This window comes from Methyloversatilis sp. (genome assembly GCF_965284615.1).
Lineage (GTDB): Bacteria > Pseudomonadota > Gammaproteobacteria > Burkholderiales > Rhodocyclaceae > Methyloversatilis.
Genome location: NZ_OZ260098.1, coordinates 1933849 through 1960030 on the forward strand (window position 1 = coordinate 1933849; position 26182 = coordinate 1960030).

Genomic DNA, 26182 nt, shown 5'->3' on the forward strand with positions numbered 1-26182 from the left:
GGATGATGCGACGCCGACTGCTCAACGCCTGGCGGCTCGGGCTCAAGGAACTGATGAGCCTGTGGAACGACAAGGTACTGCTCATCATGATCGTGTGGGCCTTCTCGGGCGGCATCTACAGCGCGTCAACGGCGACTTCGCAGGAACTGCACAACGCGCCCATCGGCATCGTGGACGAGGACCGCTCGGTTCTGAGCGAGCGCATCGCCGGCGCCTTTTACGGCCCGTACTTCCGGCTGCCGGAAATGATTACCGAAGGGCAGGGCGATGCCGGGCTGGATGCCGGCCTGTACACCTTCGTCATGATCATTCCGCCGGATTTCGAACGCGACGTGCTGGCCGGCGCGCAGCCGTCGATACAGGTGAACATCGACGCGATGCGGGTGAGCCAGGCCTTCATCGGCGCCAACTACATCCAGAACATCGTGCTCGGCGAGGCCGTCGAATTCGTGCAGCACCGGCGCAGCGAGACAGTGGCGCCGATCTCGCTCGCGCCCACCATCCTGTTCAACCCCAACCTGACCAGCGCCTGGTTCGGCAGCGTGATGGAAATCATCAACAACGTGACCATGCTGTCGGTCATCCTGACCGGTGCGGCGCTGATCCGCGAGCGCGAGCACGGCACGCTGGAACACCTGCTGGTGATGCCGCTGGGCGCTTTCGAAATCATGCTGGCCAAGGTGTGGTCGATGGCGCTGGTGGTGTGGGTGGCGGTGCTGCTGTCGCTGTATTTCGTGGTCGAGCGCGCGCTGGCGGTGCCGATTGCCGGCTCGATTCCGCTGTTCATGGCCGGCACGCTGGTGCAGCTGCTGGCCACCACCTCGCTCGGCATCTTCATCGGCACGCTGTCGCGCAACATGCCGCAGCTCGGGCTGATGATGATCCTCGTCATCCTGCCGCTGGAGCTGCTGTCCGGCGGCATGACACCGCGCGAAAGCATGCCGCAGGCGGTGCAGTTCATCATGGAGTTCGCACCGACCACGCATTTCGTCAGCCTCGCCCAGGCGGTGCTCTACCGCGGCGCCGGGCTGGATGTCGTGTGGCCCAGCCTGCTGGCGATGGCGGCCATCGCTGCGGCCTTCTTCACCGCCTCGCTGCTGATGTTCAGGCGCAGCATCGCGGCACAGGGCTGAGGTTCGAGCGCTGCAATCGCGAGCAAGCTCGCTCCCACAAGAACGCGGCTCCGGCGACGGTCCAGGAGTGCTCTCGAGGGAGCGAGCTTGCTCGCGATACGGCCGCTGCAATCTGCATGCTTCGATACAAGCCGCCGTCGGGGTCAGAAGACCCCTCCCACAGAACCCCGGCTTGGCTCCGGCCGCAGGCCCGGCACACTTCTTCCCCTGCAGAGCCTTCGCCCTGGCTTGGGCCGTGAATCGGGCGCATCTCCTGTGGGAGCGGTCTTCTGACCGCGACGCGGCCGCTGCCATCCGTCGGCTTCGATGCAGGCCGCTGTCGGGGTCAGAAGACCCCTCCCACAGAATCCCGGCTCCGACCGCCGGTCGGGCGCGATCCCTGTGGGAGCGAGCTTGCTCGCGACGCGGCCTCTGCCGTCCGCCGGCTTCGATGCAGGCCGCTGTCGGGGTCAGAAGACCCCTCCCACAGAACCTCGGCTCCGGCCACCGGTCGGGCGCGATCCCTGTGGGAGCGGCCTTGGCCGCGACGCGGCCTCTGCCATCCGCCGGCTTCGATGCAGGCCGCTGTCGGGGTCAGAAGACCCCTCCCACAGAACCCCGGCTTGGCTCCGGCCCCAGGCCCGGCACACTTCTTCCCCTGCAGAGCCTTCGCCCTGGCTCGGGCCGTGAATCGGGCGCATCTCCTGTAGGAGCGGTCTTCTGACCGCGACGCGGCCGCTGCGATCAGCCGGCTTCGATACAGGCCGCTGTCGGGGTCAGAAGACCCCTCCCACAGAATCCAGTCATCCGTCGGCGCCGGTGCTGCGCCCGCCGTCAGCGATTCGCCAGCGCCGTTTCCAGTCTTGCCAGCGCGTCGCGGATGACGGCGCGCGGTGAGGCGAGGTTGAGGCGCATGTGGCCGCTGCCGCCGGTGCCGAAACTCGCACCGGGATTCAGGCCGAGGCCCGCGCCGATGAAGAAGTCGCGCAGCGCGTCGTCGTCGAGCCCCAGACCGCGGCAGTCCAGCCACAGCAGATAGGTGCCTTCCGGCGCCACCGGATGGATGCCGCGCAGCCGGTGGGTGACGGTGTCGATCACCTCGTCGCGCGTGGTTTCGAGATAGTCCATCAGCGCATCCAGCCACGGCCCGCCGTCGCGGTAGGCGGCTTCGAAGGCGGCGACGCTGAACGGGTTCGACGCGCTCACGTGCAGCGTGCCGAACACGCGCTCGACCGCGCGCCGCTCGGTGTCGTCGGCGATCAGCGCCGACAGGCCGAGGCCTGGCACGTTGAAGGTCTTGCTCGGCGCCACCGTGGTCAGCACGCGATCGCCCGGGCGCGCCAGCGTGGCGAGCGGCAGGTGACGCACGCCGGGGTAGGTGAGGTCGGCATGGATTTCGTCCGCCAGCACCACCAGTTCGTGCCGGCGCGCGATGGCCAGCAAAGTGTCCAGTTCTTCGTGCGACCACACGCGACCGACCGGGTTGTGCGGCGAGCACAGCAGCAGCAGCTTCGATCCGGCGCGCGCGGCGCAGCCTTCGAGCTGATCGAAATCCATGGTCCAGCGGCCATCGCGCTCGATCAGCGGGTTCTCGACCACGCGCCGGCCGGTGTCGCGGATGGCCGAGAAGAAAGGCGGATAGACGGGCGGCTGCACGATGACGTTGTCGCCCGGCTTGGTGAAGGCCTGCACCGCGGCATACAGCGTCGGCACCACGCCCGGGCACATGTGGATGTGCTCGCGCGCGACGTTCCAGCCGTGGCGCGCGGCCAGCCAGCGCTCCAGCGCTTCGAAGGCGCCGTCGGGGTAGAGCGTGTAGCCATAGACCGGGTGACGCGCGCGTTCGGCCAGTGCGGCCACCACGGCCGGCGGCGCGGCGAAGTCCATGTCGGCCACCCACAGCGGGGTGACCTGCTCGGTGCCGAACACCGCGGCGCGGCCGTCGTGCTTGACGCTGGCCGTGCCGTCGCGCGGAATCGGCAGATCGAAGTCGAAAGAGGTACTCAGCGCACGCGCTCCCACAGCGTTACCTCGGCCAGCGTGTGCTGGTGCTTGCGGCGGGTTTCACGGATGACGAAGGGCACGTCGCGCGGCGCGCCCACCATGCGGAAGCGCTCGCCCAGCACCGCCTTCATGCCGTCGAGTGTGGTCCAGCTCTCGCCGTCCTTCTTGAAACCACCCAGCCAGTCCTCGCGCTTTGTGTGTTCCTCCAGCCAGGTGTAGGGCGAGGTGATCATCAGCAGGCCGCCGACGTTCAGTCGCTCGTGCACCGCCGCCAGGAAGGCCTTCGGGTCGTACAGCCGGTCGATCAGGTTGGCGGCGAGTATGAGGTCGTAGCCGGTCAGCACGCTCTTCAGATTGCAGGCGTCGCCTTGCATGAAATCGACCTTCCCGCGTACCGACTCCAGTCCCATGTCGGCCAGACGGCGCGTCTTGTACGACACCAGTTCGCCCTCGTCAACCAGCGTGTAGCGCAGCTCGCCCTGTTCGGCCAGGTGCACGCCGGCGTTGATGAAGCGGGCGGAGAAATCGACGCCGGTCACGTGTTCGAAATGGCGGGTCAGTTCGAAGCTGGCGCGGCCGGTGGCGCAGCCGAGGTCGAGTGCGCGCCGCGCCGGTCGGTCACGCATCGCCTCGATGGCGATGGTCGCCAGCGCCTTCGGGAAATTCGGCACGCCGAAGTACTCGTCGCCGTAGTGGAATTCGGCGTACTCGGACAACTGCCGGTCGCTTTCGTAATAGACGTTCGGCGCGCTGGCCGGTGCATCGCTGATCACGTATCGGAACCCCGCGTGCTGGAAGAAATGACGGCGGAAAGCGTAGCGCGATGCGCGCGTTGCCTCGTTGCCACATGAAACCCACGCGCCGCCCTTCATCAGGTTGTGGCGCGCGTCGAAGGTGGGCGTCGAGAAATCATCGTAAATCGGATGCACGTCGAAGCCGGCGAAGGGGTAGATCGGCGTCTCGGTCCATTGCCAGACGTTGCCGACCACGTCGAAGAAGTCGCCATGCGCGAAGCGATCGACCGGACAGGACGAGGCCCAGTGATCGAGATGCAGGTTGGCGGGTGCCTTGCTGTCTTCGGGCACTTCGGCGACACCGGCCACGTCGTACAGGCGGTACCACTCGTCCTCGGTCGGGAGCCGCACCGGGCGACCGGTCTTCGCAGCCTTCCATTTGCAGAAGGCGCGCGCTTCGTGGCAGTTGGTTTCGACCGGCCAGTTCCACGGCATCGGCACTTCTTCGAGCATCAGGCGCAGCCGCCAGCCGTCCGGCGTGCGCCGCCAGAACTCGGGGTGATCGATGCCGGCCTGCAGCCGGAAGTCGCGCCAGCTCTTGCCTTCGTCGTCCCACCAGGCGTCGTTGCGATAGCCACCGTCATCGACGAAATCGAGGAATTCGCGGTTGCTGACGACATGACGGCTGGCTTCGAACGCCGCCACCGCGATGTCACGCGTTTCGTATTCGTTGTCCCAGCCGTAGATCGGGTCGTCGCGGCGACGGCCCAGCTGCGTGACGCCGGCCGCTACCGGGACCAGACTGTTTGCCGGCGGCTCGCCGCTGTCGCGACAGGGCGCCCAGGCGGGGTGGGTGCGCACGAAGTCGAGCCGGCTCTGGCGGATCAGCACCGACGAGGTTTCGAGGTGGATGCGCTCGTGTTCGATGCCCATGATGACGCTCCACCACGGGTTGCTCCAGTTCACCGGCAGCGTGAGCGGCGCGTCGTTGATGACGCGGTCCACCCGACGCCGGACCTCGTTGCGATAGTCGCGCACAGCTTGCACGCTCGGCCAGTCGTAGTTCGCCTCGTTCAGGTCGTCCCAGCTCATTTCATCGACGCCGACCGCGAACATCGATTCGAAGCGCGGATTGATGCGCTCATGGATGAGCCCGGCCAGCAGCAGCTTGTTCACGAAGAAGGTCGCGGTGTGGCCGAGATAGAAGATGAGCGGGTGGCGCAGCGCGATCGGTTTGCGGTAGTAGGCCTCGTCGCAGGTGAGCACTTCGAACAGCTGTTCGTAGCGGCTGAAGGTGGCGTGAAAGTAATCGCGCAGCGTTGCGCGCATCGCGTCCGGATCGGTCGCGTCGAGTCGCGGTGTGCGCAGGAAGAAGGTGTCCTGATGACTGTTCATCTTCTTTTTGTACTCCGGCAAATGCGGGTGTTGGAGGGCGTGCCGGTCGGCAGGGATCATGAGGCGATCATCCCGGTAAGCAGATGTTTCCGGCCGTGGTCGCGCATAGACGCGGCGCGGCGCCGGTAAGTTCAGACATTGTGCCGCGACCGGCAGGGCCTGCGTAGGTCACGCCGGCTCCGGTGCGAAGGCCGCGCTGTCGCCGCCGAGCTCGCGCGCCAGCCAGTCCACCAGCAGACGCGTGCGGCCGGGCAGCAGCCGGGCGTGCGGATAGACGATGCTGACCGGGCGCGGCGGCGGCTCGAAATCGCGCAGCACGACGCGCAGTTCGCCGCGCGCCAGTTGCGGCCTGACCTGGTAGCTCAGGAAAAGGCCGAAGCCGGCGCCCGCCGCGCAGGCGTTGACCGCGGGCGCGATGTGGTTGAACTCGAGGTTGCCGGCTACCGGCACGGTCATCGCGCGGCCATTGACTTGAAAGCTCCACGCGAAGCTGGAGGCGCCGGTAAAGCGGACGCAGGGCGCGCCGCGCAGGGCGTCCGGGTGCTGCGGTTCGCCGTGCGCGGCGAGCAGGGCGGGGCTGGCGACGACGACGCGGCGGATGGTGCCGAGCGGGCGTGCGATCAGGCCGGAATCGTCGAGTGCGCCGATGCGCACGCCGACATCGATGCTCTCCTCCAGCATGTTCACGACGCGGTCATGCAGCAGCACGCGCAGCTTCACGCGCGGGTGGCGCAGCGCGAAACGGGTGACCGCCGGCGCGACATACATCTGGCCGAACTGCACCGGCGCGGTCAGCGTGATCGGCCCCGACGGCTCGGTTGCGCCTTCCTTAAGCGCGTCCTCGGCGTCCTGCACCGCCGACAGCACCTGACGGCAGCTTTCGAGATAGCTGCGGCCCTCGTCGGTCAGCGCGATGCGCCGCGTCGTGCGGTTCAGCAGGCGCACGCCGAGATGGGCCTCCAGCGCGGCCAGCGTGCGCACGACCGCGGGCAGCGAACAGTCGAGCGCACGCGCGGCCGCGGTCAGGCTGCCGTGCTCGGCGATGTCAACGAAGGTGCGCATGGCCCTGAGGGTGTCCATGCCTGGATATTACTGCGCAAAGTGGAAGAGTGTTATCCGTATCGCCCCATTTATTGCCGGGTGTGGATTGCGGATACTGCATCACGTCGCCACCCGACGCCCAACCCAACGCAAGGAGCCTGTAATGACGCTGACCGCCACCCTCCGCCCGGATGCCCCCATTGTGCTGCACGGCTTCAAGCTGTCCGGCCACAGTCACCGTGCCGAACTGTTCCTCGAACTGCTCGGCCTGCCCTATGAATTCCGCCAGATCGATCTGGCCGGCGGCGAGCAGAAGACGCCGGCCTTCCTGGCGAAGAACTGCTTTGGCCAGGTGCCGGTGATCGAGGACGGTGCCACCGTCATCGCCGATTCCAACGCCATCCTGGTCTATCTGGCGCAACGCTACGCCCCCGGCCGCTGGTTGCCGCAGGACCCGGCCGGCCAGGCCGAGGTGCAGCGCTGGCTTACCGTTGCTGCCGGCCCGGTCGCCTTCGGCCCGGCCGCCGCGCGGCTGGTCACGCTGTTCCGCGCCCAGTTCGACACGCAGGAGGTGATCGCCCGCGCACACCGCCTGCTCGCCGTGATGGACGGCGAACTGGCCGGCCGCGACTGGCTGGTCGGCACGGCGCCGACGCTGGCTGATGTCGCCGTGTACAGCTATGTGGCGCATGCACCGGAAGGCAATGTGTCGCTCGACGACTACCCGAACGTGCGCGCCTGGCTCGCCCGTGTCGAAGCGCTGCCCGGCTTCGTCGCGATGCCGGCGAGCAAGGTCGGCCTGCGCGCCTGATCGCCATGGAAACCGGACGCGACCCTTTCCATGACGGCGAGCGCGCGCTGCAGGCGCGTGCCGGCATGCAGCAGCGCATGGCCGACATCGGCGCGCGCGTCATCCGCGACCACATGCCGGAGCAGCACCGAGACTTCTTCGCGCTGCTGCCTTTCCTGATCGTTGGCAGCGTTGACACCGATGGCCAGCCCTGGGCGTCGGTGCTGCACGGGCCGTCGGGCTTCGTGCGGTCGCCCGATCCGCGCACCTTGCACGTCGATGCCCGGCCGCCGGCCGGCAGTCCGCTGGCCGCGCATCTGCGCGACGGCGCAGCGCTCGGATTGCTCGGCATCCAGCCGCACACGCGGCGGCGCAACCGGATGAACGGGCGCGTCGCTCGCCTGAGCGAGACCGGCTTCGACGTCGAGGTGGCGCAGAGCTTCGGCAACTGCCCGCAGTACATCCGTACGCGTGAAGCCTTCTACTTCGACGAGGGCGCGCCCGGCGCGCCACAGCCGCTCGCCGCTCTCGACGACGCAGCGCGCGCACTGATCGCGTCCGCCGACACGCTGTTCATCGCCAGCACGCATGCCAATGACGTCGATGTGTCGCACCGCGGTGGCGAGCCCGGATTCGTGTCGCTCGGCACCGGCGACGTGCTCACCTTGCCCGACTACGCCGGCAACTTCTTCTTCAACACGCTGGGTAACCTGCTGCTCGAACCGCGCGCGGGATTGCTGTTCATCGACTTCGACAGCGGCGACCTGCTGCACGTGAGTGCGCGTGCCGAGATCGTGTGGGACGGCGACGAAGTCGATGCCCACCCCGGTGCGCAACGTCTGCTTCGGCTCACCGTGACCGGTGCGCTGCGCGTGCCACGCGGCTTGCCGCTCGAGTGGTCGATGAGCGCCGATCAGGCTTAGCAAAGCTATGGAGGCGCAAGGCTTTGTGGGAGCGAGCTTGCTCGCGATTGCGCCTCGGATCGAAGCCAGCGGCCTGCAAAGGCCGCATCGCGACCGGAGGTCGCTCCCACAAGGATGGCTCCCCGTTTGCCGCCGGAGCAGGCTTCCGTGGGAGCGAGCTTGCTCGCGATTGCGACGGTGATCGAAGCCAGCGGCTAGCACCCGCCGCGTCGCGGCCAAGGCCGCTCCCACCGGTATCCGCCCGACCATCGACCGGAGCCCAGGTTCTGTGGGAGGGGTTTTCTGACCCCGACAGCGGCGGCGACACCGCGCTGTCGTTCTAGCTTGCGGCCCCCAGTGTCCGGGCCGCGGTCACCACCGCCTGTGCATCGGCACGGGCGGCATCCAGGCGTCGTGCCAGCGGGTCGGGTGCAGGCACGGACCGGTCGTTCGTTTGACTCGCGGCGAGCAGGGTGCCCAGTTCGCGGCGTGCGGCGGCGAGTTGCTCTTCGGCGTTCGACACGTCGGGCCGGGCGCTCAGCCGGCGTGCCGCGGCGATGTGGGCGAGCAGCAGATAGCCGCGCGTGGTGAGCACGTTCAGCGCGGCCAGCGGCTGCTGCTGCGACGCCGGCTCGTCGCGCATGCGGACGACCGCATCGGACAGCGTGCCGAGCGCTTCCTGCACATGGCGGCGGGCGAGCCGGTAGTGCATGTCGCGGGTGTCCGGCGTCAGCGCCAGTTCGACGTATTCGCGCAGCGCACTGATCAGGCGGGCGGCCAGTGCGGTGACGCTGTTGCGCTCCCAGCTCGGCAGCACGCGGCTGAACAGCCAGGCGACGGCAACGCCGACGACGGTATCGAAGAAGCGCTCGGAAATGTGGAAGCTGCCGGGCGCGATCAGGTGCAGCTGCAGCAGCGCCATCACGCAGGCGGCGGTCACGGTGACGCGGTAGCGCACCGTGATGAAGGCGTGCGCGATGCCGATGCAGACGAACACGATGCCCAGCAGCACCGCCGGTGCCGACACCAGATGCAGGATCACGGCGACGAACAGACAGCCCAGCGCATTGCCGATCATGCGGTCGGTCTGGCGCTGGCGGGTCTGGCTGAAGCTGGCGCGCATGACCAGCGATACCGTCAGCAGTATCCAGTAGCCATGACCGGCCCAGGGCAGCCAACGCGACAGCGCCAGTGCGGCGGCCATCGCCAGCGTGAGCCGCAGCGCGTAGCGCAGTACCGGCGAATCGAGCCGGAACTCGTCGCGCAGCGCACGCGGCGTGAAGCTCGAGCGCGACAGGAAGCGGCTCATGTCCTCGTCGTCAACCTGCGCTGGCTCGCGCAGCGCACGATCGACGCGACGCAGGCCGTCGATGGCGCCGAGCAGCTTGCGTCGCCCGGCTTCGAGCACCGCGATGGCGGCGCTGCGGTCCAGCGCCGGGTCGGCCGACAGCGCGGCGACCTCCTGTTCCAGCGCCGGGCGGGTGTTGCGATAGGGCGTGTCGTCGAGCACCGGACGGCTGCCCGAGAGGCCGCCGTGGGCGAGACGCAGCACGTCGTCGGCCGCGGCGTGCGTCATCGCCGCCAGCAGCCGCATGACGCGGTGATCGCCAAAGGCGTCGCGCAGCGGTGCGTAATCGCCCTGGCTGGCCAGCACCGCCTCGTGGGCGTCGATCAGCGCCAGCAGGCCGTTGGTCAGCGCCTGCTGTTCCGGCGAGCAGCGGTCAACGAACACGAAATCGCGCGCCGTCTGCAGCCGCTCGGCGAACGCGGCCTGGCGGCGCACCAGTTCGGCATACACCTCATCGAGGTCGTTGGCCGGGTTGAACAGCGCCGCCTTGCCGCGCACGTAGTCGGCGAAGGCGTACAGCGCGTCAACGACGGCGCGGCGGCGCATCGCGGTGTCGGTCAGGCGCGCCAGCAGCAGCGCATACAGCAGATAGCACAGGCCGCCGGCGAACTGCAGCGCCAGATGTGCCGCCTGTTCGCGCGGCGGCAGATCCGGCTGGGCCATCGTGAACGCCATCGTCATCATCATGCCGTAGCCCAGCGGCAGGCCGGGCTTGCCCCACGCGGTGGCCATGCCCGAGGCAAAGGCGATCAGCAGGATCGCCGCGGCGAACAAGGGCAGCGAGTCGTGGGTGGCCAGCACCAGCAGCGCGACCACCGGCATCTGGATCAGGTTGGCGAGCAGCAGCGGCAGCTTGTTGCGGCGCGGAGCGGGAATGTCGGTCAGGCTCACCACCAGCGCGCCGGCGGCCATGGCGATGGCTGTCCGCGTGTCGGCCACCGCCCAGGCGAGCAGGGCCACCAGTGCGACGCCGAGCGAGCAGCCGAAGCCGCTTAGTGCGTGATGGTTGCGCAGCTGGCGTGCCAGCAGTGGGTTGCGGGTGATGCGGTGGGCGAAACGACGCAGCATGGATCGGGGGCAGGGGGTCAGCCGCGGTCGCGGCGGCGCTCCATTGCGAACTTCATCAGCGCGGCGCTGCTGTCCAGTTCGAATTTGCGCTTGATGTTGATGCGGTGGCTTTCGACCGTGCGGACCGACAGGTCGAGCCGGGCGGCGATTTCCTTGTTGCCGAGGCCGTCGGCGATCAGGTCCAGCACGTCGCGCTCGCGCGGTGTCAGTTCGGGTTCGGGCAGGCTGGCGCTGACCAGCGCGTCGGCGACGCGTGCGCTGAACCAGCGCTGGCCGGCACAGACCGCGTCGATCGCCGCGACGATTTCGGCCGACGGGCTGTCCTTCAGCACATAGCCGCGCGCGCCGGCACGGAAGGCCTCGACCACGTACTGCGGCTCGTCGTGCATGGTGAGCATGATCACCTTCAGGTCGGGCGTACTCTTATGCAGGCGGCGCGTCAGTTCGATGCCGTGGATGTCGCGCATCGAAATGTCCATCAGCACGCAGTCCGGCGCATGCAGGCGCACCGCGTCGAGCGCCTCGGCCGCGTTGCCCGCTTCGGCGACGACGACGAAGCGGTCCACGGTTTCCAGCCGCGCGCGCAGGCCGTCGCGCACCAGCGGGTGGTCGTTACGAGCAGCAGGCGGAGCGGTGCGGTCATCGTGCGGATCGGGTCAGGCGACAGGCAGTCGGGCCGACAGCAGGGTACCGGAGCCGCCGGAAGAAAGGTCGAAGCGGCCGCCCAGCGCTTCGATACGCTCGCGCATGCTGCTCAGCCCGAGGCCGCGCTGCGGCGACGCCGAAACGGCCTCGACGTCGAAACCGCGGCCGTCGTCGCGGATGCTCAGCATGATGGCGCCCGGTTCGCGGCTGAGCCGCAGTTCGACCCGGCCGGCGCGCGCGTGGCGCTCGACATTGTTCAGCGCCTCCTGCAGCAGCCGGAACAGCGCGGTGCCGGCGTCACCCGGCGCGACGATGTCGGCGTCGGCCTGCATGTTGACCACGATGCCGCTGCGCTGCGCGAATTCGTCCACCACCTGCTTCATCGCCGGCACCAGTCCGAGCGTGTCCAGCATGGTCGGGCGCAGGCCGTGCGAAATGCGCCGCACGTCGCCCAGCACCTCCTCGACGCCGGCGACGCCGCGGGCGAGGGTGCGGCGGGCCGCGTCGAGCGCGTCTGTGCCCGGCTGTTCGAGCCGCGCCTGTGCCGATTCGAGCAGGAACTTGACCGACACCAGGCTCTGGCTGACGCCGTCGTGCAGTTCGCCGGCCACACGCGCCCGTTCGTTCTCCTGCGAGCGCACGACCTGGCGCGCCAGTTCGCGCATCTTCAGTTCGGCGTCGCGGCGGTCGGACACGTTCAGCGCCAGCCCGGCCAGCGCAACCAGCAAGGTCGCCACCACCGCGATGCCGGCGATCACGCCCATCGTGTTGCGAATGGCGACGCGTGCCTGCCGGTCGATGCGTTCGCGCGCGGCGACGATGTCGTCGGTATAGAGACCGGTGCCGACCATCCAGCCCCACTGCGGCACGGTGGCGACATAGCCCAGCTTGTTCTCGATGCGGCCGGTGGAGGGGCGCTGCCAGATGAAATCGACGAAGCCGCCGCCTTCACGCGCGCGGGAGAGCAGGTTCTGTATGGTCGGCCGGCCCTGCGGATCGCGCAGCTCCCAAAGGTTCTGCCCGACCAGATCGGGCTGACGCGGGTGCATCAGCACCTGGCCCGACAGGTCATAGACGAAGAAGTAGCCGTCGTTGCCGAACTCGAGCTGACGCAGCACGCGCAGCGCCTCGTCGCGTGCCGCCGGATCGTCACGTTTGGCGAGGTGGGCGATGCTGGCCAGCGCCAGCGTCACGTAGTTCTGCAGTTCATGCCGGCGTGAATCCATCAGCGCCGGCTCGACGATGGCGTGCTCGGCATCGGTCAGCGCCTGCGACTGCAGCTTCACCACCGCCGCCACCGCCGCGATGGCGAGCAGCAGCGGCACGATGGCCAGCAGCACGAATTTGAGGCGAAGTTGCATGGGGCAGGGCGGAGGGCGGAAACGGAATGATACGGCCTGCGCAGCGCTTGAAATGAGCGGTCCTCCGATCACGTTGGTGTCTGAGGGGAGCAGGACGGTCTTCCCGGTCACCGCCGCTGTCGGGGTCAGAAGACCCCTCCCACAGAACCCCGCCCCGGCTCCGGCCACCGATCGGGCGCTATCCCTGTGGGAGCGGCCTTGGCCGCGACGCGGCGGGTGCGGTCCGTCGGCTTCGATCCAGGCCGCTGTCGGGGTCAAGACTCCTCCCACAGAAGCCTGGCCCGGGCTCCGGCCGCAGGTCGGGCGCGATCCCTGTGGGAGCGGCCTTGGCCGCGACGCGGCCGTTGCGGTCCGCCGGCTTCGATACAGGCCACAGTCGGGGTCAGAAGACCCCTCCCACAGAATCGCGGCTCCGGTCACAGGTCGGGTGCGATCGCTGTGACAGCGACCTTGGCCGCGACGCGGCGGCTGCCGGTCGCCGGCGTCGATACAGGCCGCTGTCGGGGTCAAGACCCCTCCCACAGAACCCCCGCTTCCACAACAGAACCACCCCAACAACGCACCCACCTCAGGGTTTTCCCCTACGTGTTTGCACGGACCTCGCCTGCGTAGTGCCCCCGATGCGGCAGGTCTTGTATGAAAACCATACTCCGGGCAGGCCGCAAAGAGGCGGTCGGCAGGCCGGGCTCACCGGTCGCACCCGAGAGGAGACACATGAACAACCTTCTTCCCAAACTGGGCTGGGCGGCGCTCTCGCTGCTTGGCGCCGCGTCACTCGGCGTGGTCGCACTGTCGCGCGGTGAAACCATCAGCGCGCTGTGGATCGTGCTGGCGGCGATATCGGTGTACTTCATCGCCTACCGCTTCTACGCCCGCTTCATCGCCTACCGGGTGCTCGAAGTCAACGGCAAGCGCATCACCCCGGCCTGGGCCAAGAACGACGGCCTCGACTACGTGCCGACCAATCGCAACATCCTGTTCGGCCACCACTTCGCCGCCATCGCCGGCGCCGGACCGCTGGTCGGGCCGGTGCTCGCGGCGCAGATGGGTTATCTGCCGGGCATGCTGTGGATTCTCGCCGGCGTCGTGTTCGCCGGTGCGGTGCAGGACTTCATCGTGCTGTTCATTTCGACCCGTCGCGACGGCCGCTCGCTGGGCGACCTGATCAAGTCAGAACTGGGCGAGGTGCCGGGCGTGATCGCGCTGTTCGGCGCATTCATGATCATGGTCATCATCCTGGCGGTGCTGGCACTCATCGTCGTCAAGGCGCTGGCGCACTCGCCGTGGGGCACCTTCACTGTGGCGGCGACCATCCCGATCGCCATCCTGATGGGCGTGTACATGCGCTACATCCGCCCGGGCAAGATCGGCGAGATTTCCGTCGTCGGCTTCCTGCTGCTGATGGCGGCCATCGTGGTCGGCGGCTGGGTCGCCGCCGATCCGGTGTGGGGGCCGATGTTCACCTTCGACGGCACCGAACTGACCTGGATGCTGATCGGCTACGGCTTCGTCGCATCGGTGCTACCGGTGTGGCTGCTGCTGGCGCCGCGCGACTATCTGTCCACCTTCCTGAAGATCGGCACCATTGTCGGTCTGGCGCTGGGCATCTTCATCGTCGCACCGCAGCTGCAGATGCCGGCCGTCACCAAGTTCATCGACGGCAGTGGCCCGGTGTGGTCGGGCAACCTGTTCCCCTTCCTCTTCATCACCATTGCCTGCGGCGCGGTGTCGGGCTTCCACGCGCTGATTTCGTCGGGCACTACGCCCAAGCTGCTGGACCGCGAAACCGACGCACCGCTGATCGGTTACGGCGGCATGCTGATGGAGTCCTTCGTCGCCATCATGGCGCTGGTCGCCGCGTCGGTCATCGATCCCGGCGTTTATTTCGCGATGAACAGCCCGGCGGCGCTGATCGGCAAGACGGCACAGGAAGCAGCCACCGTCATTTCGCAGTGGGGCTTCGTCGTGACGCCGGAAGTGCTGACGCAGACCGCGGCCGACGTTGGCGAATCAACCATCATTTCGCGCGCCGGCGGCGCACCGACGCTGGCCGTCGGCATGGCGCACATCCTGCACCAGGTGATAGGCGGGCAGGGCATGATGGCCTTCTGGTACCACTTCGCCATCCTGTTCGAGGCGCTGTTCATCCTGACCGCGGTCAACGCGGGTACGCGTGCCGGCCGCTTCATGCTGCAGGACCTGATGGGCACTTTCGTGCCGGCCTTCAAGCGCACCGAGGCACTGATTCCCAACCTGGTCGCCACCGGGCTGTGCGTCGCCGCCTGGGGCTACTTCCTGTACCAGGGTGTGGTCGATCCGCTGGGCGGCATCAATACGCTGTGGCCGCTGTTCGGCGTCGCCAACCAGATGCTGGCCGCCGTGGCACTGGTGCTGGCCACCGTGGTGCTGGTGAAGATGAAGAAGCAGCGCTACATGTGGGTGACCGTGATGCCCACCGTGTGGCTGCTCGCCTGCACGCTGACCGCCGGCTGGCAGAAGGTGTTCAGCGACAACCCGAAGATCGGATTCCTTGCCCACGCCGCCAAGTTCAGCGCCGCCGCCGAGAACGGCGAGGTGCTGGCGCCGGCCAAGAGCATCGAACAGATGCAGCAGGTCATCTTCAACGACTACGTCGATGCGGCGCTGGCGTCGATGTTCGTGCTGGTCGTGCTGTCGATCACCTTCTTCGGCATCCGCAAGGTGCTTCAGGCCCTGCGCCACGAACACCCGACGGTGCGCGAAACGCACCACGGCGTGCATACCGACCCGGTCAAGGCCTGAGGTCTTCCGTGATGCGTATGAACATGTCCTCCGGTCGATGGTCTGCCTCACAAGGGCCGGCCGTCGTGTCTGCCGCGCACCTGCTCATCCTGCAGGCGCGTGGCGGGCAGGGCATGCACTGAGGGCACCCCATGTTCAAGGACCTCGCACGCATGGGCGAATACCTCGGGCAAGCTGCCCGACTCATGGTCGGCCTGCCGGACTACGATACCTATGTCCAGCACATGCGCATGAAGCACCCGGACCAGGCGCCCATGACGTATGAAGAATTTTTCCGTGAACGCCAGGAGGCGCGCTTCGGCGGCGCCTCCGGCAAATGTTGCTAGGCCGGCGTCCATGACGAAGGCCTTCACCGATGTACCACCCTCCTCCTATTGGCCGGGGTCGGCGCAAGCCCTCCCCGGCATCTTTTTTGGAGAGAGTCTCGATGACCCCTCATGAATCCATACCGGTCACTCTGCTGACCGGTTTCCTCGGCGCGGGCAAGACGACGCTGCTGAACCGCCTGCTGGCGGCCAACCACGGCCAGCGCATTGCCGTGGTCGAGAACGAGTTCGGCGCCGCCGGCATCGACGGCGCGCTGCTCGAACGCGCCGCGGTATCGGTGGTCGAATTGTCCAATGGCTGCATCTGCTGCACCGTGCAGGGCGAACTGGGCGACGCGCTGGCCGGCTTGCTGGCGCAGCGCGATGCCGGCGACCTGGCTTTCGACCGGCTCATCGTCGAAACCACCGGTCTGGCCGATCCGGCGCCGGTGGTGCAGACCTTCTTCAATGACGCGCGGCTGCGCGAGCGCTACCGGCTGGACGGCGTCGTCACCGTGGTCAACGCGGTGCATTTCGACGGCCAGTTCAGGCGTGAGCGCGTCGCCGCCTCGCAGGTCGCCTTCGCCGACCGGCTGCTCATTTCGCACGCCGATCTGGTGACGCCGGAGGCGCTGTACGAGCTCTGTACGCGGCTGCAGCGCGTCAACGCGCGCGCACCGCTCATCGTCGCCGGCAGTGCCGACGAAAGCTGGCGCGACCTGTTCTCGATCAAGGGTTTTTCGCTGGACGAACGCGGCCTGCCGGTGCGCGGCTGGCACCCGGTGTCGCCGCGCGCGATCTCAGGCATCGCCGGCATGGCGCGCAAGTCGTGGGACGACGCGGTCGGCTCGCTGCTGCTCGAATGCGAGACGCCGCTCGATCTGGAGCGCGTGTCCGCCTTCGTCGATACGCTGATCAACGAGCACTCGGTCGATCTGCTGCGCTACAAGGGCATCCTGTCGATCGAGGGCGAAAACCGCCGTCTCATCTTCCAGGGCGTGCACCGCATTGCCGGTTTCGACTACGGCCGGCCGTGGGAGACGGGTGACGCCCGCATGAGCCGCGTCGTACTGATCGGCCGCCATCTGCCTGCAGAAGTCCTGCGCGCCCGCTTTCTCGCCACCGTCGCCTTACCGGCGGCCGAAGCGGCCTGACGCGCCAGGCGCCCGCCGTGCGGGCGCCTGCGCTGCTCATCGCGCGAAATCGCCGGCCCGTTCGGGCTGGTACACCACCTTGTCTATGCGCACGCGCAGCGTGCCGCCACTCGGTCCCGGCCAGTCGATCTCGTCGCCTTCGCTCAGTCCGAGCAGTGCGCTGCCGACCGGTGCCAGCACCGAAACCGTGCCATTGCCGTCGCCCACTTCACGCGGAAACACCAGCGTCAGGCTCTGTGTTTCGTTCGCCGGTGCGATGCTGAAGCGCACGGTCGAGTGCATGGTCACCACGTCCGGCGGCACTTCGCGCGAAGGCACGATGTCGGCGCGCAGCAGTTCGGCGGCCAGCGCATCGCGTCCGGGCATATTGCGCGCGGGCAAGGTCAACAGCAGCGCGTCGAGGCGATCGGCGTCCAGTTCGGTCAGCGTAATGTTGGGCTTGATGTTCGGCTTGGTGTTTGGCTTATTGGTCATGTATTCGGTCCTTGTACAAGGCTCGCCGCAAGGACGAGCAGCCGCGTGGCGCATCAATGCGCAGCGCGGCGGAAATTCGGGAAAGTGGCCGGAAGTGGCCGGTGTCGGGCACACGCGCCCGTCAGGCGGCGACGGTCTGGTGCAGCTTCAGATACAGACGGTCGCCGGGTCAGTCTCGCAGGCGCTCACCTCGTGCAGTCGGTGCGTGAGCGCCGCGCACGACAGACGAGCACCGGCGCACAGCAGGGCTGCGGTCGGATTCGGCTGGACAGAGGTGCGCAATGCGTTCACGGGAGCGGGCGAGGGGTGGGATCGTGCGAAGGGACGGACCGTAACATCGAAGCGCGCCGGCGGCAAGCCGCGCGCCTCACTCGACCAGCGGCGTGGGTTTCTGCGACGACACGAAGATGACCGCGTCGCTCAGCGCCACGACGTCGTGCTCCTCGCCGGCGTCCGTATGCAGGTAGTCGCCGGCTTCCAGATCGACGTCGCCGATGCTCACCCGGCCGGCGATCACCACTACCTCCTCGCCCCCCTGATGCGTGTGCCGCGGAAAGCGGCTGCCGGCCGTCAGCCGCACGAAGGAAGCCCGACCACCGTGCTCGGTGTTGCGGAACAGGCTGCGTTCGATGCCCGGAAAATCGGTGGCGGCCCAGCTGCGGGTGGCGGCCTTGTTGACCAGCATGGCGGATCTCCGCGGAAGACACGCTGCAAGTGTGCCGCGTTTCGTTGCCGTCGGTGGCCGCAGTGCCGGCCGTGGAGTTTGCCCGTCATTCCGGATTGATATTGCGCACGACCCGGAGCGTCGCGAAGCCTAGATTCTGTCCCGGTCCATTCCGGGAGTTCCTATATGCGTGCATCACCCAGGCAGCGCGGATGCAGCCGACTGCTGCCCGTTCTCGTCGCCGTCTGCGTGCAGTGGGCGCCGTTGCCGCTGGTCGCTGACGAGGGCAACCGTTTCTGCGGTGGCGCAATGCAGCCGGCGTCGCCGGACGACCTCGACAACGCGGTCGGCGAACTGTCGCTGCAGTACGTGGCGTCGCAGCCGGCCGGGCCGGTCAGCTGCGCGGCTGGCTACCTGCTGTCGAAATGCGGTGATCACGAAACGGCGAACAAGGTGTTCGACAAGTGCATCGCCGCCGGCTACACCGGCGCGCTGATCTGGAAGGCGTTGATGTACGAGAACGGGCAGGGCGTGCCGCAGGACCCGGTCAAGGCCACCGAGATGCTGCTGCGTGCGGCGACCAGCGGCGACCCCTACTACGGACCGCTTGGCAAGATGCACTACGCCACCGCGCTGTACCAGGGGCGGGGCGTCGAACGCAATGTCGAAGAGGCCATGCGCTGGTTTCGCGAAGCGGCGGCTGAGGGCGACGAATCGGCGCAGGAGTTCCTGCGCACCGGCCACCACACCGCGGTGCGCGACGGCAGCGGGCAGGGCGTGGGCGAAGCGCCGGCGCCAGCGATGACGGCTGATGCCCGCGCGGATCTCGCCGCTGCCGACTTCCAGCTGGCCGCGGCCCGGGTCGATGAGGGCGCACCGGCGCCGGTCCGCGCGCGACGTCTGGGTGGCTCCGACACCGTGGCGCCGGAACCGGCCACAGCACCGTCGGCACCCTCTGCACCGCCGGCACCCGAGGCGGCACCCGCCGCTGGCCGCCGACTGGTCGAGGTGACGACACAGCCGGTTTCGCAGCCCGCGCCGGACCGACTCTGGCTGCTGCCATTGCTGGCCGCCTTCGCCGCCGGCGCGCTCGCCCGACTGCGGCAGCGCCCGGCTGTGGAGCCGGCACCGGCGCCGCAGCTTCGGCCGCAGCGGCTGCGCCGCGCCGCCTGAATCCTTTGTGCATATATATATGGAGCGGACATGACTTCATCGATTGAAGGCGCGCTTTACGGCGTCAGCCAGTTCTTCCTGACCCCGGTGCTGGTCGCCATCGCCGCGCTGTTCCTGTACGCCTTCTTCGCGCTCGGCGCCTTCGTCGTGCAGGCGCTGCAGCGGCGTGCCGGCCAGGCGGCCGGATTCGAACTGAGTCAGGTTGTGCGCGCCGACCCGCGCATCGGCAGCGGCGAACTCGAAGTGATCGCCGCGCAGCGGCTGGAATGCGTGCGCATCGCCACCCGCGTGGCGCCACTGCTCGGTCTGGTTGCCACGATGATTCCGATGGGTCCGGCGCTGGCCGCGCTCGGCGACGGCGATCTGGCGGCGGTGTCCGGCGGGCTGGGCGTTGCGTTCTCGGCCGTCATCCTGGCGCTGATCGCCTCGGCTATGACCTACGCCGTGGCTCAGGTGCGGCGCCGCTGGTACGCCGCCGATCTGCTGCGCATCGAGCGTGAGCGCGCCGGCGACACGGTGGCCGAGCATCGTGTGCCGATGCTGCCGGCGGAGGCGGCACGATGAGGTCGCGACTGCTCGACGACACCGAGGACGACGACCCCATCCTGTCGGTGGTCAATCTGATCGACGTGTTCCTGGTCATCATTGCCGCGCTGCTGATCGCGGTGGCGCGTCATCCGCTGAACCCCTTCGCCGCCGGTGACCTGACCGTGATCCGCAACGCCGGCAAGCCGGACATGGAAATCGTCGTCAAGAAGGGCGACCAGCTCAGCCGCTTCCGCGGCGAGGGCGAGGCCGGCGCCGGCCGCGGCGTCAAGGCCGGCACCGCCTACCGGATGGAAGACGGCTCGCTCGTCTACGTGCCGGAGTAGGGCGTCCGCAGCCGCGCAAACCGCCGCCACCGCTCACCTGCCCGCGTCGGACCACACCGACACGACAAAGGGATGCGCCTACAGGGCGCTGCCCGATCACCTATACGCTTCAAGGCGCCGTCCGCGCATGATTTAGTCATGCAGCGGCGGCGCCACAGCCTCCGCTCCGGTACCGACTTTCCTCACGCAAGGAGATCGTCATGCTGAAGTGGGCACTCATTTTCGCGATCGTATCCATCGTCGCCGGTCTGTTCGGCTTCACCGGCATCGCTGCCGGCGCCGCCGGTATCGCGAAGATCCTGTTCTTCGTGTTCGTCGCCATTTTCGTCGTACTGCTCGTGCTCGGTCTGCTGGGCCTCAAGGCGATCGACTGAGCCCGGCACGTTGAAACGCCAAGGAGAATCTCATGAACATCGCAAGCCTTCCGCTGTCCGATCCGGCGCCCGCGAAGGGGCCGCTCGAGCTTGACCACGCGGCATTGCAGCGCGTCCACCAACAGATGCAGGATGGCGCCGTCACGCCGGCCATGAGCCCCTGGGCGGCCGACATCGTGCGGCTGCTCAATGGCGCCCTGGCCACCGAACTGGTCTGTGTGCTGCGCTACAAGCGCCACCACTTCACCGCGACCGGACTCAATGCGCCGGCAGTGGCCGCCGAATTCATGGTGCACGCGAACGAGGAGGCGGGGCACGCCGACCGTCTTGCCGCGCGCATCGTGCAGCTCGGTGGCGAGCCCGATTTCAGTCCCGAGGGGCTGCTTGACCGCAGCCATGCCGCCTATGACGCGGCGCTCGACCTCAAGTCCATGCTGCGCGCCAACCTTCTCGCCGAGCGGGTGGCGGTCGAAGCCTACCGCCAGATGATCGCGCTCGTTGCCGACAAGGACCCGACTACCCGGCGTCTGCTCGAAGACATCCTCGTGGATGAGGAAGAGCACGCCGATGAACTGGCCGGTCTGCTCGAACGCTGACCGGTCTACCGATCCGCCGGCGCGCACGCCGCGCCGACCGGAACCTTCCGTCCATCCATGAAAGGAATCGCCATGAATACCGATCGTATCGAGGGAAACTGGAAGCAGATCAAGGGCAAGGTGCAGGAACAGTGGGGCAAGCTCACCGACGATGACTTCGACGTCATCGCCGGCCGCCGCGAACAGCTCGCCGGCAAGATCCAGGAGCGCTACGGCATCGCCAAGGACGAAGCCGAACGGCAGGTTCGCGAGTGGGAAAAGCGCCTCTGACCGAGGTCGCCGGCGTCGATTCGGTGACGCCGGCAGGGTCGGGCCGCGGGCGCGGTGTTTGATCCAGGTCGTTGCAGGCGCAGCTGGCCGGGCTACACTTGGCGCCCTTCCGGGCACCCTCCGCGGTGCCCGGAACCCGATCCTCCTTTTCCGACAAGCACAAGAAGAACCGACCTGATACCCGTGCCGTGCAGTCCTTGCACGGCGTTTTCCTTCCCGAATGCGCCTCCACCGACTTTTCTGGCTGGTCAGTCTCCTGCTCGCCTGCGCCGTTCTTGGCCTCTCGCTGCGCATCGTCGTGGTCGAATGGTCGCGTGCCGCGCAGGCGCGCAGCGGCCTGGAGGCGATGGAACACCTCGGTCATCTGCTGCTCGCCGCCGAGATGGCGTCGCGCGAGCGCGGGCCGGCCAACGGCGTGCTCGGCGACAACCTGCCCGGTGACCCGGCGAAGCACGAACGGCTGGCGCAGGCGCGAGCGCGCACCGACGCTGCCTTCGCCGTGCTGGCGCGCACCGTGGGCACGCCGTCGGTGCCGCGCAACGAGGTGCGTGCGCTGATCGCGCGCGCTGCGCTGCAGCTGGCGCATGCGCGCGAGGCGATAGACCGCACCGCGGCGCTGCCTCGGGCACAGCGCAGTCCGGCCGCCATCAGCGAGGCCATCGGCAAGATGTTCGCGGTGATCGACGACCTGTCGCCGGCGCTGATGCGCCTGACCAACGAGGCGGTGGCTGCCTACCCGCGCGCCGCCGACGCGCTGATCGGCGCGCGCATCGCTGCCGATCTGCGCGAGTACGCCGGCCAGCTCGGTTCGCAGTTCACGGTGGCGCTGACCTCGCGGCAGCCGCTGCGCGACGCCGAACATGTCGAAATCGAACGGCTGCGCGGTCGGGTCGAGCAGTTGCGCAAGCTGCTGGTGCAGCGCACCGAAGCCGCACCCGATCGCGTGCCGGTACAGACCGCGACCGCGACGATGCAGCTGCGCTATTTCGAATCCGCCATCCCCTTCGTCGAGGCGCTGACCGCGCACGGTCTGGGCGACGCGCACTACGGCATGGACGCCGCCGGCTTTGCCGCGCGCTACGTGCCGGACATGGATGCCATCGTCGCGCTGCGCGACGTGCTGATGGACGAAGCGCTCGAACAGGCGCGCAGCGGTCATGCCGAGGCGCGCGCGGCGCTGCTGTGGATCGGCGCGGGCAGCGTGCTGACGCTGGGGCTGCTCGCGCTCACGCTGTGGGTGGTGCATCACCGGGTGGTGAGCCCGCTGGAAGAAACCGCCGACCTCATCGTCGCCATTGCCCAGGGCAATCTGCAGCGTACCGTGCCCAAGCCGCGCCATCGCGACGAAGTGGCCGACGTGCTGCAGGCGATCAGCGTGCTGCGCGCCAACAGCATCGCGCGTGTCGCGCTGGAAGATGAGCGCCAGCGCCTGGTCGAACAGCTGCGCGACCAGTCCAATACCGACTTCCTGACCGGGCTGCCGAACCGGCGTGGCTTCTTCACGCTGGCAGAGCGGCACATTCCGAACCAGCAGCGCCACGGCTATCCGGTGGCAGTGGCGCTGTTCGACATCGACCACTTCAAGCAGGTGAACGACGGCTACGGCCACGTCGTGGGCGACGCGGTGCTGGTCGAGGTGGCACGGCTGTGTGGCGAGCAGAGCCGGCGCGGCGACGTGGCGGCGCGCTATGGCGGCGAGGAATTCGTCGTGCTGATGCCGCACACCGACGTCGCCAGCGCCATCCAGCACGCCGAGCGCCTGCGCCATGCCATCGAGGCGCTGCGTATTCCGCTCGATGACGGCGGCGAATTGCGCATCACCGCCAGTTTTGGTGTCGCCGCCTGCCGGCCGGACGACGATTCGCTCGACGCCGCCATCGCGGCGGCCGACGAGTGTCTATACCGGGCGAAGCGGCAGGGGCGCAATCGCGTGGTGTGCGCCGCTGCCTGAGCGTTGCCGCGCGCGCGGTGCCGCGTCAGCCGCGGTGCACGGCGCGCAGTTCCTCGACGTCTTCGCTGGCCACCCGCACCACGCGGTTGCGGCCGGCGCGCTTGGCTTCGTACAGCGCCTGATCGGCCAGTCGCACCAACTGGTCCGATGTGTCGTCGTCGGCCGGCACCATGACGGCCACGCCGATGCTGGCCGTCAGCACGCCGAAGGGCGAGCGCACATGCGGCTGGCCGCGCGCCTGCAGCGCGGCACAGACGGCGTGCGCGGTGGCGAGCGCGCCGTCGGCATCGACACCCGGAATGATGAAGGCGAATTCCTCGCCGCCATAGCGCGCCACCAGATCGGTGGAGCGGCGCACATGCGCGTTGATCACCTCGGCCACCAGGCGCAGGCAGTCGTCACCGGCGAGGTGGCCGTAGTGGTCGTTGTAGGGCTTGAACAGATCGACGTCGAGCAGGCACAGCGCCAGCGGTTCGCCGCTGCGCCGCGCGCGTGCCCATTCGGCTTCCATCGTTTCGTCGAAGCGGCGGCGGTTGGCGATGCCGGTCAGGCTGTCGGTGGCGCTCAACTCGGCCAGACGGCGGTTCGACGCTTCAAGTTCGATCGTGCGTTCGCGCACCTTGTCTTCGAGCTCATGCGCCAGCGCGCGCTGTTCGCGCAGCAGGATGGACAGCCCCATGCCGATGATGCTCAGCGTCAGGATGTACTCCTGCGCGCGCAATATGGTGTCGTGCGGCGACGCCGCGCCGAAGGGCTGGTGTCCGGTGGTGACCGACCACGCCGCGCCGAGCGCGATCAGCGCCACCGTCAGCGCGGTGCAGCGCGTGCCGCAGCGCACCGCCACCCACAGCAGCGGCAGCAGCAGCAGGTGCGGCGTCAGCGCGACGTGAAAGGCGGCGCCGGCATTGACCGGCTGGGTGAACAGCAGGGCGGCGAAGGCCAGCGTCAGCGCCATCATCGCGATGCCCGCCGGGCCACCGCGTGCGCCCTCCGGGTCGCGTCGCAGGAAGGCCAGCAGCAGCGGCGTGTAAATGAGCAGCCCGAGCGCGTCGCCGAACCACCACAGCAGCGTCAGGGTCGAGTAGGGCGCGCTGACCCGGTCCAGCGTCATCAGCACGACACCGGCCAGCAGCGAGGCGCCGAGCGACCCGAGCAGCGGTCCGGCCAGCAGGAAGCGGCCGAAGTCGTGGATGCGTTCGAGGCCCGGTGAAACGCCGAGCCGGCGCATCAGCAGATAGGTGAAGGCCACCTCGGACAGATTGCACAGGCTGACCAGCGTTGCCTGCAAAGGCGGGAAGGCGGGGATGTTCGCGTAGATGTCGGACGCCAGCACCAGCGCCGCCATCCAGCCGCCGCGCGCGCCCTGCCAGTGCAGCAGCGCGGCCAGCAGTACCGCATTCGGCAGCCACACCACGACCTCGTTCTCCGGCGACATCGCGAGCGACATCGTCAGCTTTACGCTGGCGAAGTGCAGCAGCGGCAGCAGCAGGAATACGCGCCAGTCGGGGCGCGACGGAAGCGCAGCGGAAGTCGGAGCAATGAGGGCCACAGCGTCTCGGGGGCGTCGGGTGCTCAAGGCGCGCCAGCATGCCCGAACAGCCGGCCCGTGGCGAGACATGCGACGAAAAGTCACCGTCCAGGGGCGGCGCACTGGCGGAAAAGGGAGGCGCGGAGCAGGCGGCCCGTTTACTCGGGATTCACCGTCAAGTCATTGATATTTCGAACAAACGTCAGCGCGGCAGCGTTAGCCGGACCGTCGCGGTGCACGCCCGGGCCGGGGCGGATGGCAGGCTGCCACATCCAGAAAATCTTTAGCCGGATATTCCACGCCCGATACCTGTCCATCCTGCTGGACCGCAACCGGGGAGGAGACCGACATGAAGAAATCAACGGCGGCAGTTTCGGCAGTGGTGGTGATTGTGGCCGGCGTGGGCGGTTATCTTTACTGGCAGCAGCGCGAGGCGGCGCCCGCCGATGCGCCGGCCCCGGTCGAGGCGCCCGTCGCCGCGGCACCCGAGGTTCCGGCGCCTGCGGCCGAGCCGGCGCCACACTACCCGATCGCCGCGCCGGAAGTCGCAGACGCTGCAGGTGCCGAGGTCGATCCGGACGCGAAACTGCTGGCTGCGTTGCGCGCGCTGTTCGGCGCCTCGGTCAACACGCTGTTCAACACGACGGACATCGTCCGGCGCATCGTCGTGACCATCGACAACCTGCCGCGCGAGAAGGTGGCGCGCCGCCTGATGCCGGTGAAACCGGTGCCCGGCCCGATGGTCGTCGCCGGCAGCGGCGACGCGCGGGTGCTGGACGAATCCAACGCCGCCCGCTACAGCAGCTATATCCACCTGGTCGATACCGTGCCGACCGCCGCCGTGGTCGATGCCTACGTGCGCAACTACCCGGCGTTCCAGCAGCGCTACGTTGAACTGGGCTACCCGGACGGCTACTTCAACAATCGCCTGGTCGAGGTCATCGACCACCTGCTGGCCGCGCCCGAACCCGCCGGCCCGCTGCGCCTGGCGCAGCCCAAGGTGCTCTACACCTTTGCCGACCCCGAGCTGGAAAAGCTGTCGGAAGGGCAGAAGATCCTGCTGCGCATGGGGCCGGACAACGCGGCGCGAGTGAAGGCCAAGCTGCGCGAGATCCGGGCTGCGGTAACGAAGCAGGCGCCGGGCGGGTAACCGAGCCGATGCGCTTACAGCAGTAGTGGTCTGCTGATCCTCTGACAGCGCCCTGCATTGAAGCCCGCGGACCGCGGAGGCCGCGTCGCGGTCAGAAGACCGCTCCCACAGGAGGAGTCGCGCTACCCGCGGCCGGAGCCCGTGGCCGGGGTTCTGTGGGAGGGGTCTTCCGACCCCGACAGCGGCCTGTGCAGGCGCCAGCGGCATGCATCGGCCCAGTCGCGGCCAAGGCCGCTCCCACAGGGTCTGTGTCCGATTCGCAGCCGGGACCCTGGTTCTGTGGGAGGGGTCTTCTGACCCCGACAGCGGCGGTGATCTGCAACGGCCGCATCGCGACCAAAGGTCGCTCCCACAAGGATCGCTTCCTGTTCGGCGTCGGAGCAGGGTTCTGTGGGAGCGAGCTTGCTCGCGATTGCGGCGGTGATCGAGGCCAGCGGCAAGCACCCGCCGGGTCGCGGCCAAGGCCGCTCCCACAAGGATCGCACCCGAC

At 68.3% G+C, this 26182-nt stretch carries 23 protein-coding genes; 14 read left to right on the forward strand and 9 right to left on the reverse strand.

All coding sequences use genetic code 11. The features are described 5' to 3' along the window. Positions 1-5: 5 nt before the first annotated feature. Positions 6-1133, forward strand: coding sequence for an ABC transporter permease (locus tag ACQ66H_RS09255; RefSeq protein WP_430435614.1), 1128 nt, complete (start codon positions 6-8; stop codon positions 1131-1133). An 813-nt stretch (positions 1134-1946) separates the two neighbouring features. On the opposite strand, the gene ACQ66H_RS09260 is transcribed toward ACQ66H_RS09255, so the two are convergent. The 3 genes from ACQ66H_RS09260 to ACQ66H_RS09270 form a co-directional block, all read right to left on the reverse strand. Next, on the reverse strand, positions 1947-3134 hold the full coding sequence (locus ACQ66H_RS09260; RefSeq protein ID WP_430433769.1) for a MalY/PatB family protein: 1188 nt from the start codon (positions 3132-3134) through the stop codon (positions 1947-1949). Then, a complete protein-coding gene (gene ovoA, locus ACQ66H_RS09265; RefSeq protein WP_430433770.1) occupies positions 3116-5245 on the reverse strand; it encodes a 5-histidylcysteine sulfoxide synthase in 2130 nt (709 codons plus the stop codon). Before ovoA ends, ACQ66H_RS09260 begins: the two co-directional genes overlap by 19 nt. 168 nt (positions 5246-5413) lie before the next feature. Next, positions 5414-6325 (reverse strand): LysR family transcriptional regulator, encoded by a 912-nt coding sequence (locus ACQ66H_RS09270; RefSeq protein ID WP_430433771.1) that lies wholly within the window; start codon positions 6323-6325, stop codon positions 5414-5416. A 124-nt stretch (positions 6326-6449) separates the two neighbouring features. Here ACQ66H_RS09270 and ACQ66H_RS09275 point away from each other — a divergent pair, with 124 nt between their 5' ends. After that, positions 6450-7097 carry a glutathione S-transferase family protein gene (locus tag ACQ66H_RS09275; RefSeq protein ID WP_430433772.1) on the forward strand — a complete coding sequence of 216 codons (648 nt, stop codon included), beginning with the start codon at positions 6450-6452 and terminating at the stop codon, positions 7095-7097. Positions 7098-7102: 5 nt separating this feature from the next. Next, on the forward strand, positions 7103-7999 hold the full coding sequence (locus tag ACQ66H_RS09280; RefSeq protein ID WP_430433773.1) for a pyridoxamine 5'-phosphate oxidase family protein: 897 nt from the start codon (positions 7103-7105) through the stop codon (positions 7997-7999). 319 nt (positions 8000-8318) lie between these two features. Here ACQ66H_RS09280 and ACQ66H_RS09285 read toward each other — a convergent pair whose 3' ends face one another. From ACQ66H_RS09285 to ACQ66H_RS09295, 3 genes are read right to left on the reverse strand one after another with little or no spacing between them, the layout of a single operon-like run. After that, complete coding sequence (locus ACQ66H_RS09285; RefSeq protein ID WP_430433774.1) at positions 8319-10394, reverse strand: FUSC family membrane protein; 2076 nt, start codon at positions 10392-10394, stop codon at positions 8319-8321. 17 nt (positions 10395-10411) lie between these two features. Beyond that, positions 10412-10993, reverse strand: coding sequence for a response regulator (locus ACQ66H_RS09290; protein ID WP_430433775.1), 582 nt, complete (start codon positions 10991-10993; stop codon positions 10412-10414). A gap of 57 nt (positions 10994-11050) precedes the next feature. Continuing rightward, positions 11051-12400, reverse strand: a complete 1350-nt coding sequence (locus ACQ66H_RS09295) for a cache domain-containing protein (RefSeq protein WP_430433776.1) — start codon at positions 12398-12400, stop codon at positions 11051-11053. Positions 12401-13114: 714 nt separating this feature from the next. Here ACQ66H_RS09295 and ACQ66H_RS09300 point away from each other — a divergent pair. The 3 genes from ACQ66H_RS09300 to ACQ66H_RS09310 all read left to right on the forward strand — a co-directional run bounded on the left by ACQ66H_RS09300 (position 13115) and on the right by ACQ66H_RS09310 (position 16640). Then, positions 13115-15181 carry a carbon starvation CstA family protein gene (locus ACQ66H_RS09300; RefSeq protein ID WP_430433777.1) on the forward strand — a complete coding sequence of 689 codons (2067 nt, stop codon included), beginning with the start codon at positions 13115-13117 and terminating at the stop codon, positions 15179-15181. 131 nt (positions 15182-15312) lie between these two features. Beyond that, the gene (locus tag ACQ66H_RS09305) at positions 15313-15507 is read left to right on the forward strand and encodes a YbdD/YjiX family protein (protein WP_008059558.1); all 195 of its coding nucleotides are present in this window, start codon (positions 15313-15315) and stop codon (positions 15505-15507) included. 101 nt (positions 15508-15608) lie between these two features. Continuing rightward, entirely contained in the window at positions 15609-16640 is a 1032-nt protein-coding gene (locus ACQ66H_RS09310; RefSeq protein ID WP_430433778.1) for a CobW family GTP-binding protein, read from the forward strand. Between the two features lie 36 nt (positions 16641-16676). Here ACQ66H_RS09310 and rnk read toward each other — a convergent pair whose 3' ends face one another. Further along, positions 16677-17114: a nucleoside diphosphate kinase regulator gene (gene rnk / locus ACQ66H_RS09315; RefSeq protein ID WP_430433779.1), complete on the reverse strand. Its 438-nt coding sequence runs from the start codon at positions 17112-17114 to the stop codon at positions 16677-16679. 367 nt (positions 17115-17481) lie between these two features. Further along, positions 17482-17799 (reverse strand): cupin domain-containing protein, encoded by a 318-nt coding sequence (locus tag ACQ66H_RS09320; protein WP_430433780.1) that lies wholly within the window; start codon positions 17797-17799, stop codon positions 17482-17484. 165 nt (positions 17800-17964) lie between these two features. On the opposite strand from ACQ66H_RS09320, the gene ACQ66H_RS09325 reads away from it, so the two are divergent. From ACQ66H_RS09325 to ACQ66H_RS09355, 7 genes are all read left to right on the forward strand, one after another. Beyond that, positions 17965-18951 (forward strand): tetratricopeptide repeat protein, encoded by a 987-nt coding sequence (locus ACQ66H_RS09325; protein WP_430433781.1) that lies wholly within the window; start codon positions 17965-17967, stop codon positions 18949-18951. A 30-nt stretch (positions 18952-18981) separates the two neighbouring features. Further along, positions 18982-19515 (forward strand): MotA/TolQ/ExbB proton channel family protein, encoded by a 534-nt coding sequence (locus tag ACQ66H_RS09330; protein ID WP_430433782.1) that lies wholly within the window; start codon positions 18982-18984, stop codon positions 19513-19515. After that, complete coding sequence (locus ACQ66H_RS09335; RefSeq protein WP_430433783.1) at positions 19512-19823, forward strand: DUF2149 domain-containing protein; 312 nt, start codon at positions 19512-19514, stop codon at positions 19821-19823. The genes ACQ66H_RS09330 and ACQ66H_RS09335 overlap by 4 nt, the downstream gene beginning before the upstream one ends. 200 nt (positions 19824-20023) lie before the next feature. Next, positions 20024-20197: a DUF1328 family protein gene (locus ACQ66H_RS09340; protein ID WP_019918507.1), complete on the forward strand. Its 174-nt coding sequence runs from the start codon at positions 20024-20026 to the stop codon at positions 20195-20197. 32 nt (positions 20198-20229) lie between these two features. Further along, positions 20230-20793 carry a ferritin-like domain-containing protein gene (locus ACQ66H_RS09345; RefSeq protein ID WP_430433784.1) on the forward strand — a complete coding sequence of 188 codons (564 nt, stop codon included), beginning with the start codon at positions 20230-20232 and terminating at the stop codon, positions 20791-20793. A 72-nt stretch (positions 20794-20865) separates the two neighbouring features. Further along, positions 20866-21063 (forward strand): CsbD family protein, encoded by a 198-nt coding sequence (locus tag ACQ66H_RS09350; RefSeq protein WP_019918505.1) that lies wholly within the window; start codon positions 20866-20868, stop codon positions 21061-21063. 220 nt (positions 21064-21283) lie between these two features. Then, on the forward strand, positions 21284-23014 hold the full coding sequence (locus tag ACQ66H_RS09355; protein WP_430433785.1) for a diguanylate cyclase: 1731 nt from the start codon (positions 21284-21286) through the stop codon (positions 23012-23014). Between the two features lie 25 nt (positions 23015-23039). On the opposite strand, the gene ACQ66H_RS09360 is transcribed toward ACQ66H_RS09355, so the two are convergent. Then, positions 23040-24563, reverse strand: coding sequence for a diguanylate cyclase (locus ACQ66H_RS09360; protein ID WP_430433786.1), 1524 nt, complete (start codon positions 24561-24563; stop codon positions 23040-23042). 328 nt (positions 24564-24891) lie between these two features. Between ACQ66H_RS09360 and ACQ66H_RS09365 the strand changes: the two genes are divergently transcribed. After that, entirely contained in the window at positions 24892-25692 is an 801-nt protein-coding gene (locus ACQ66H_RS09365) for a DUF3014 domain-containing protein (protein WP_430433787.1), read from the forward strand. The last annotated feature ends 490 nt before the right edge of the window (positions 25693-26182 follow it).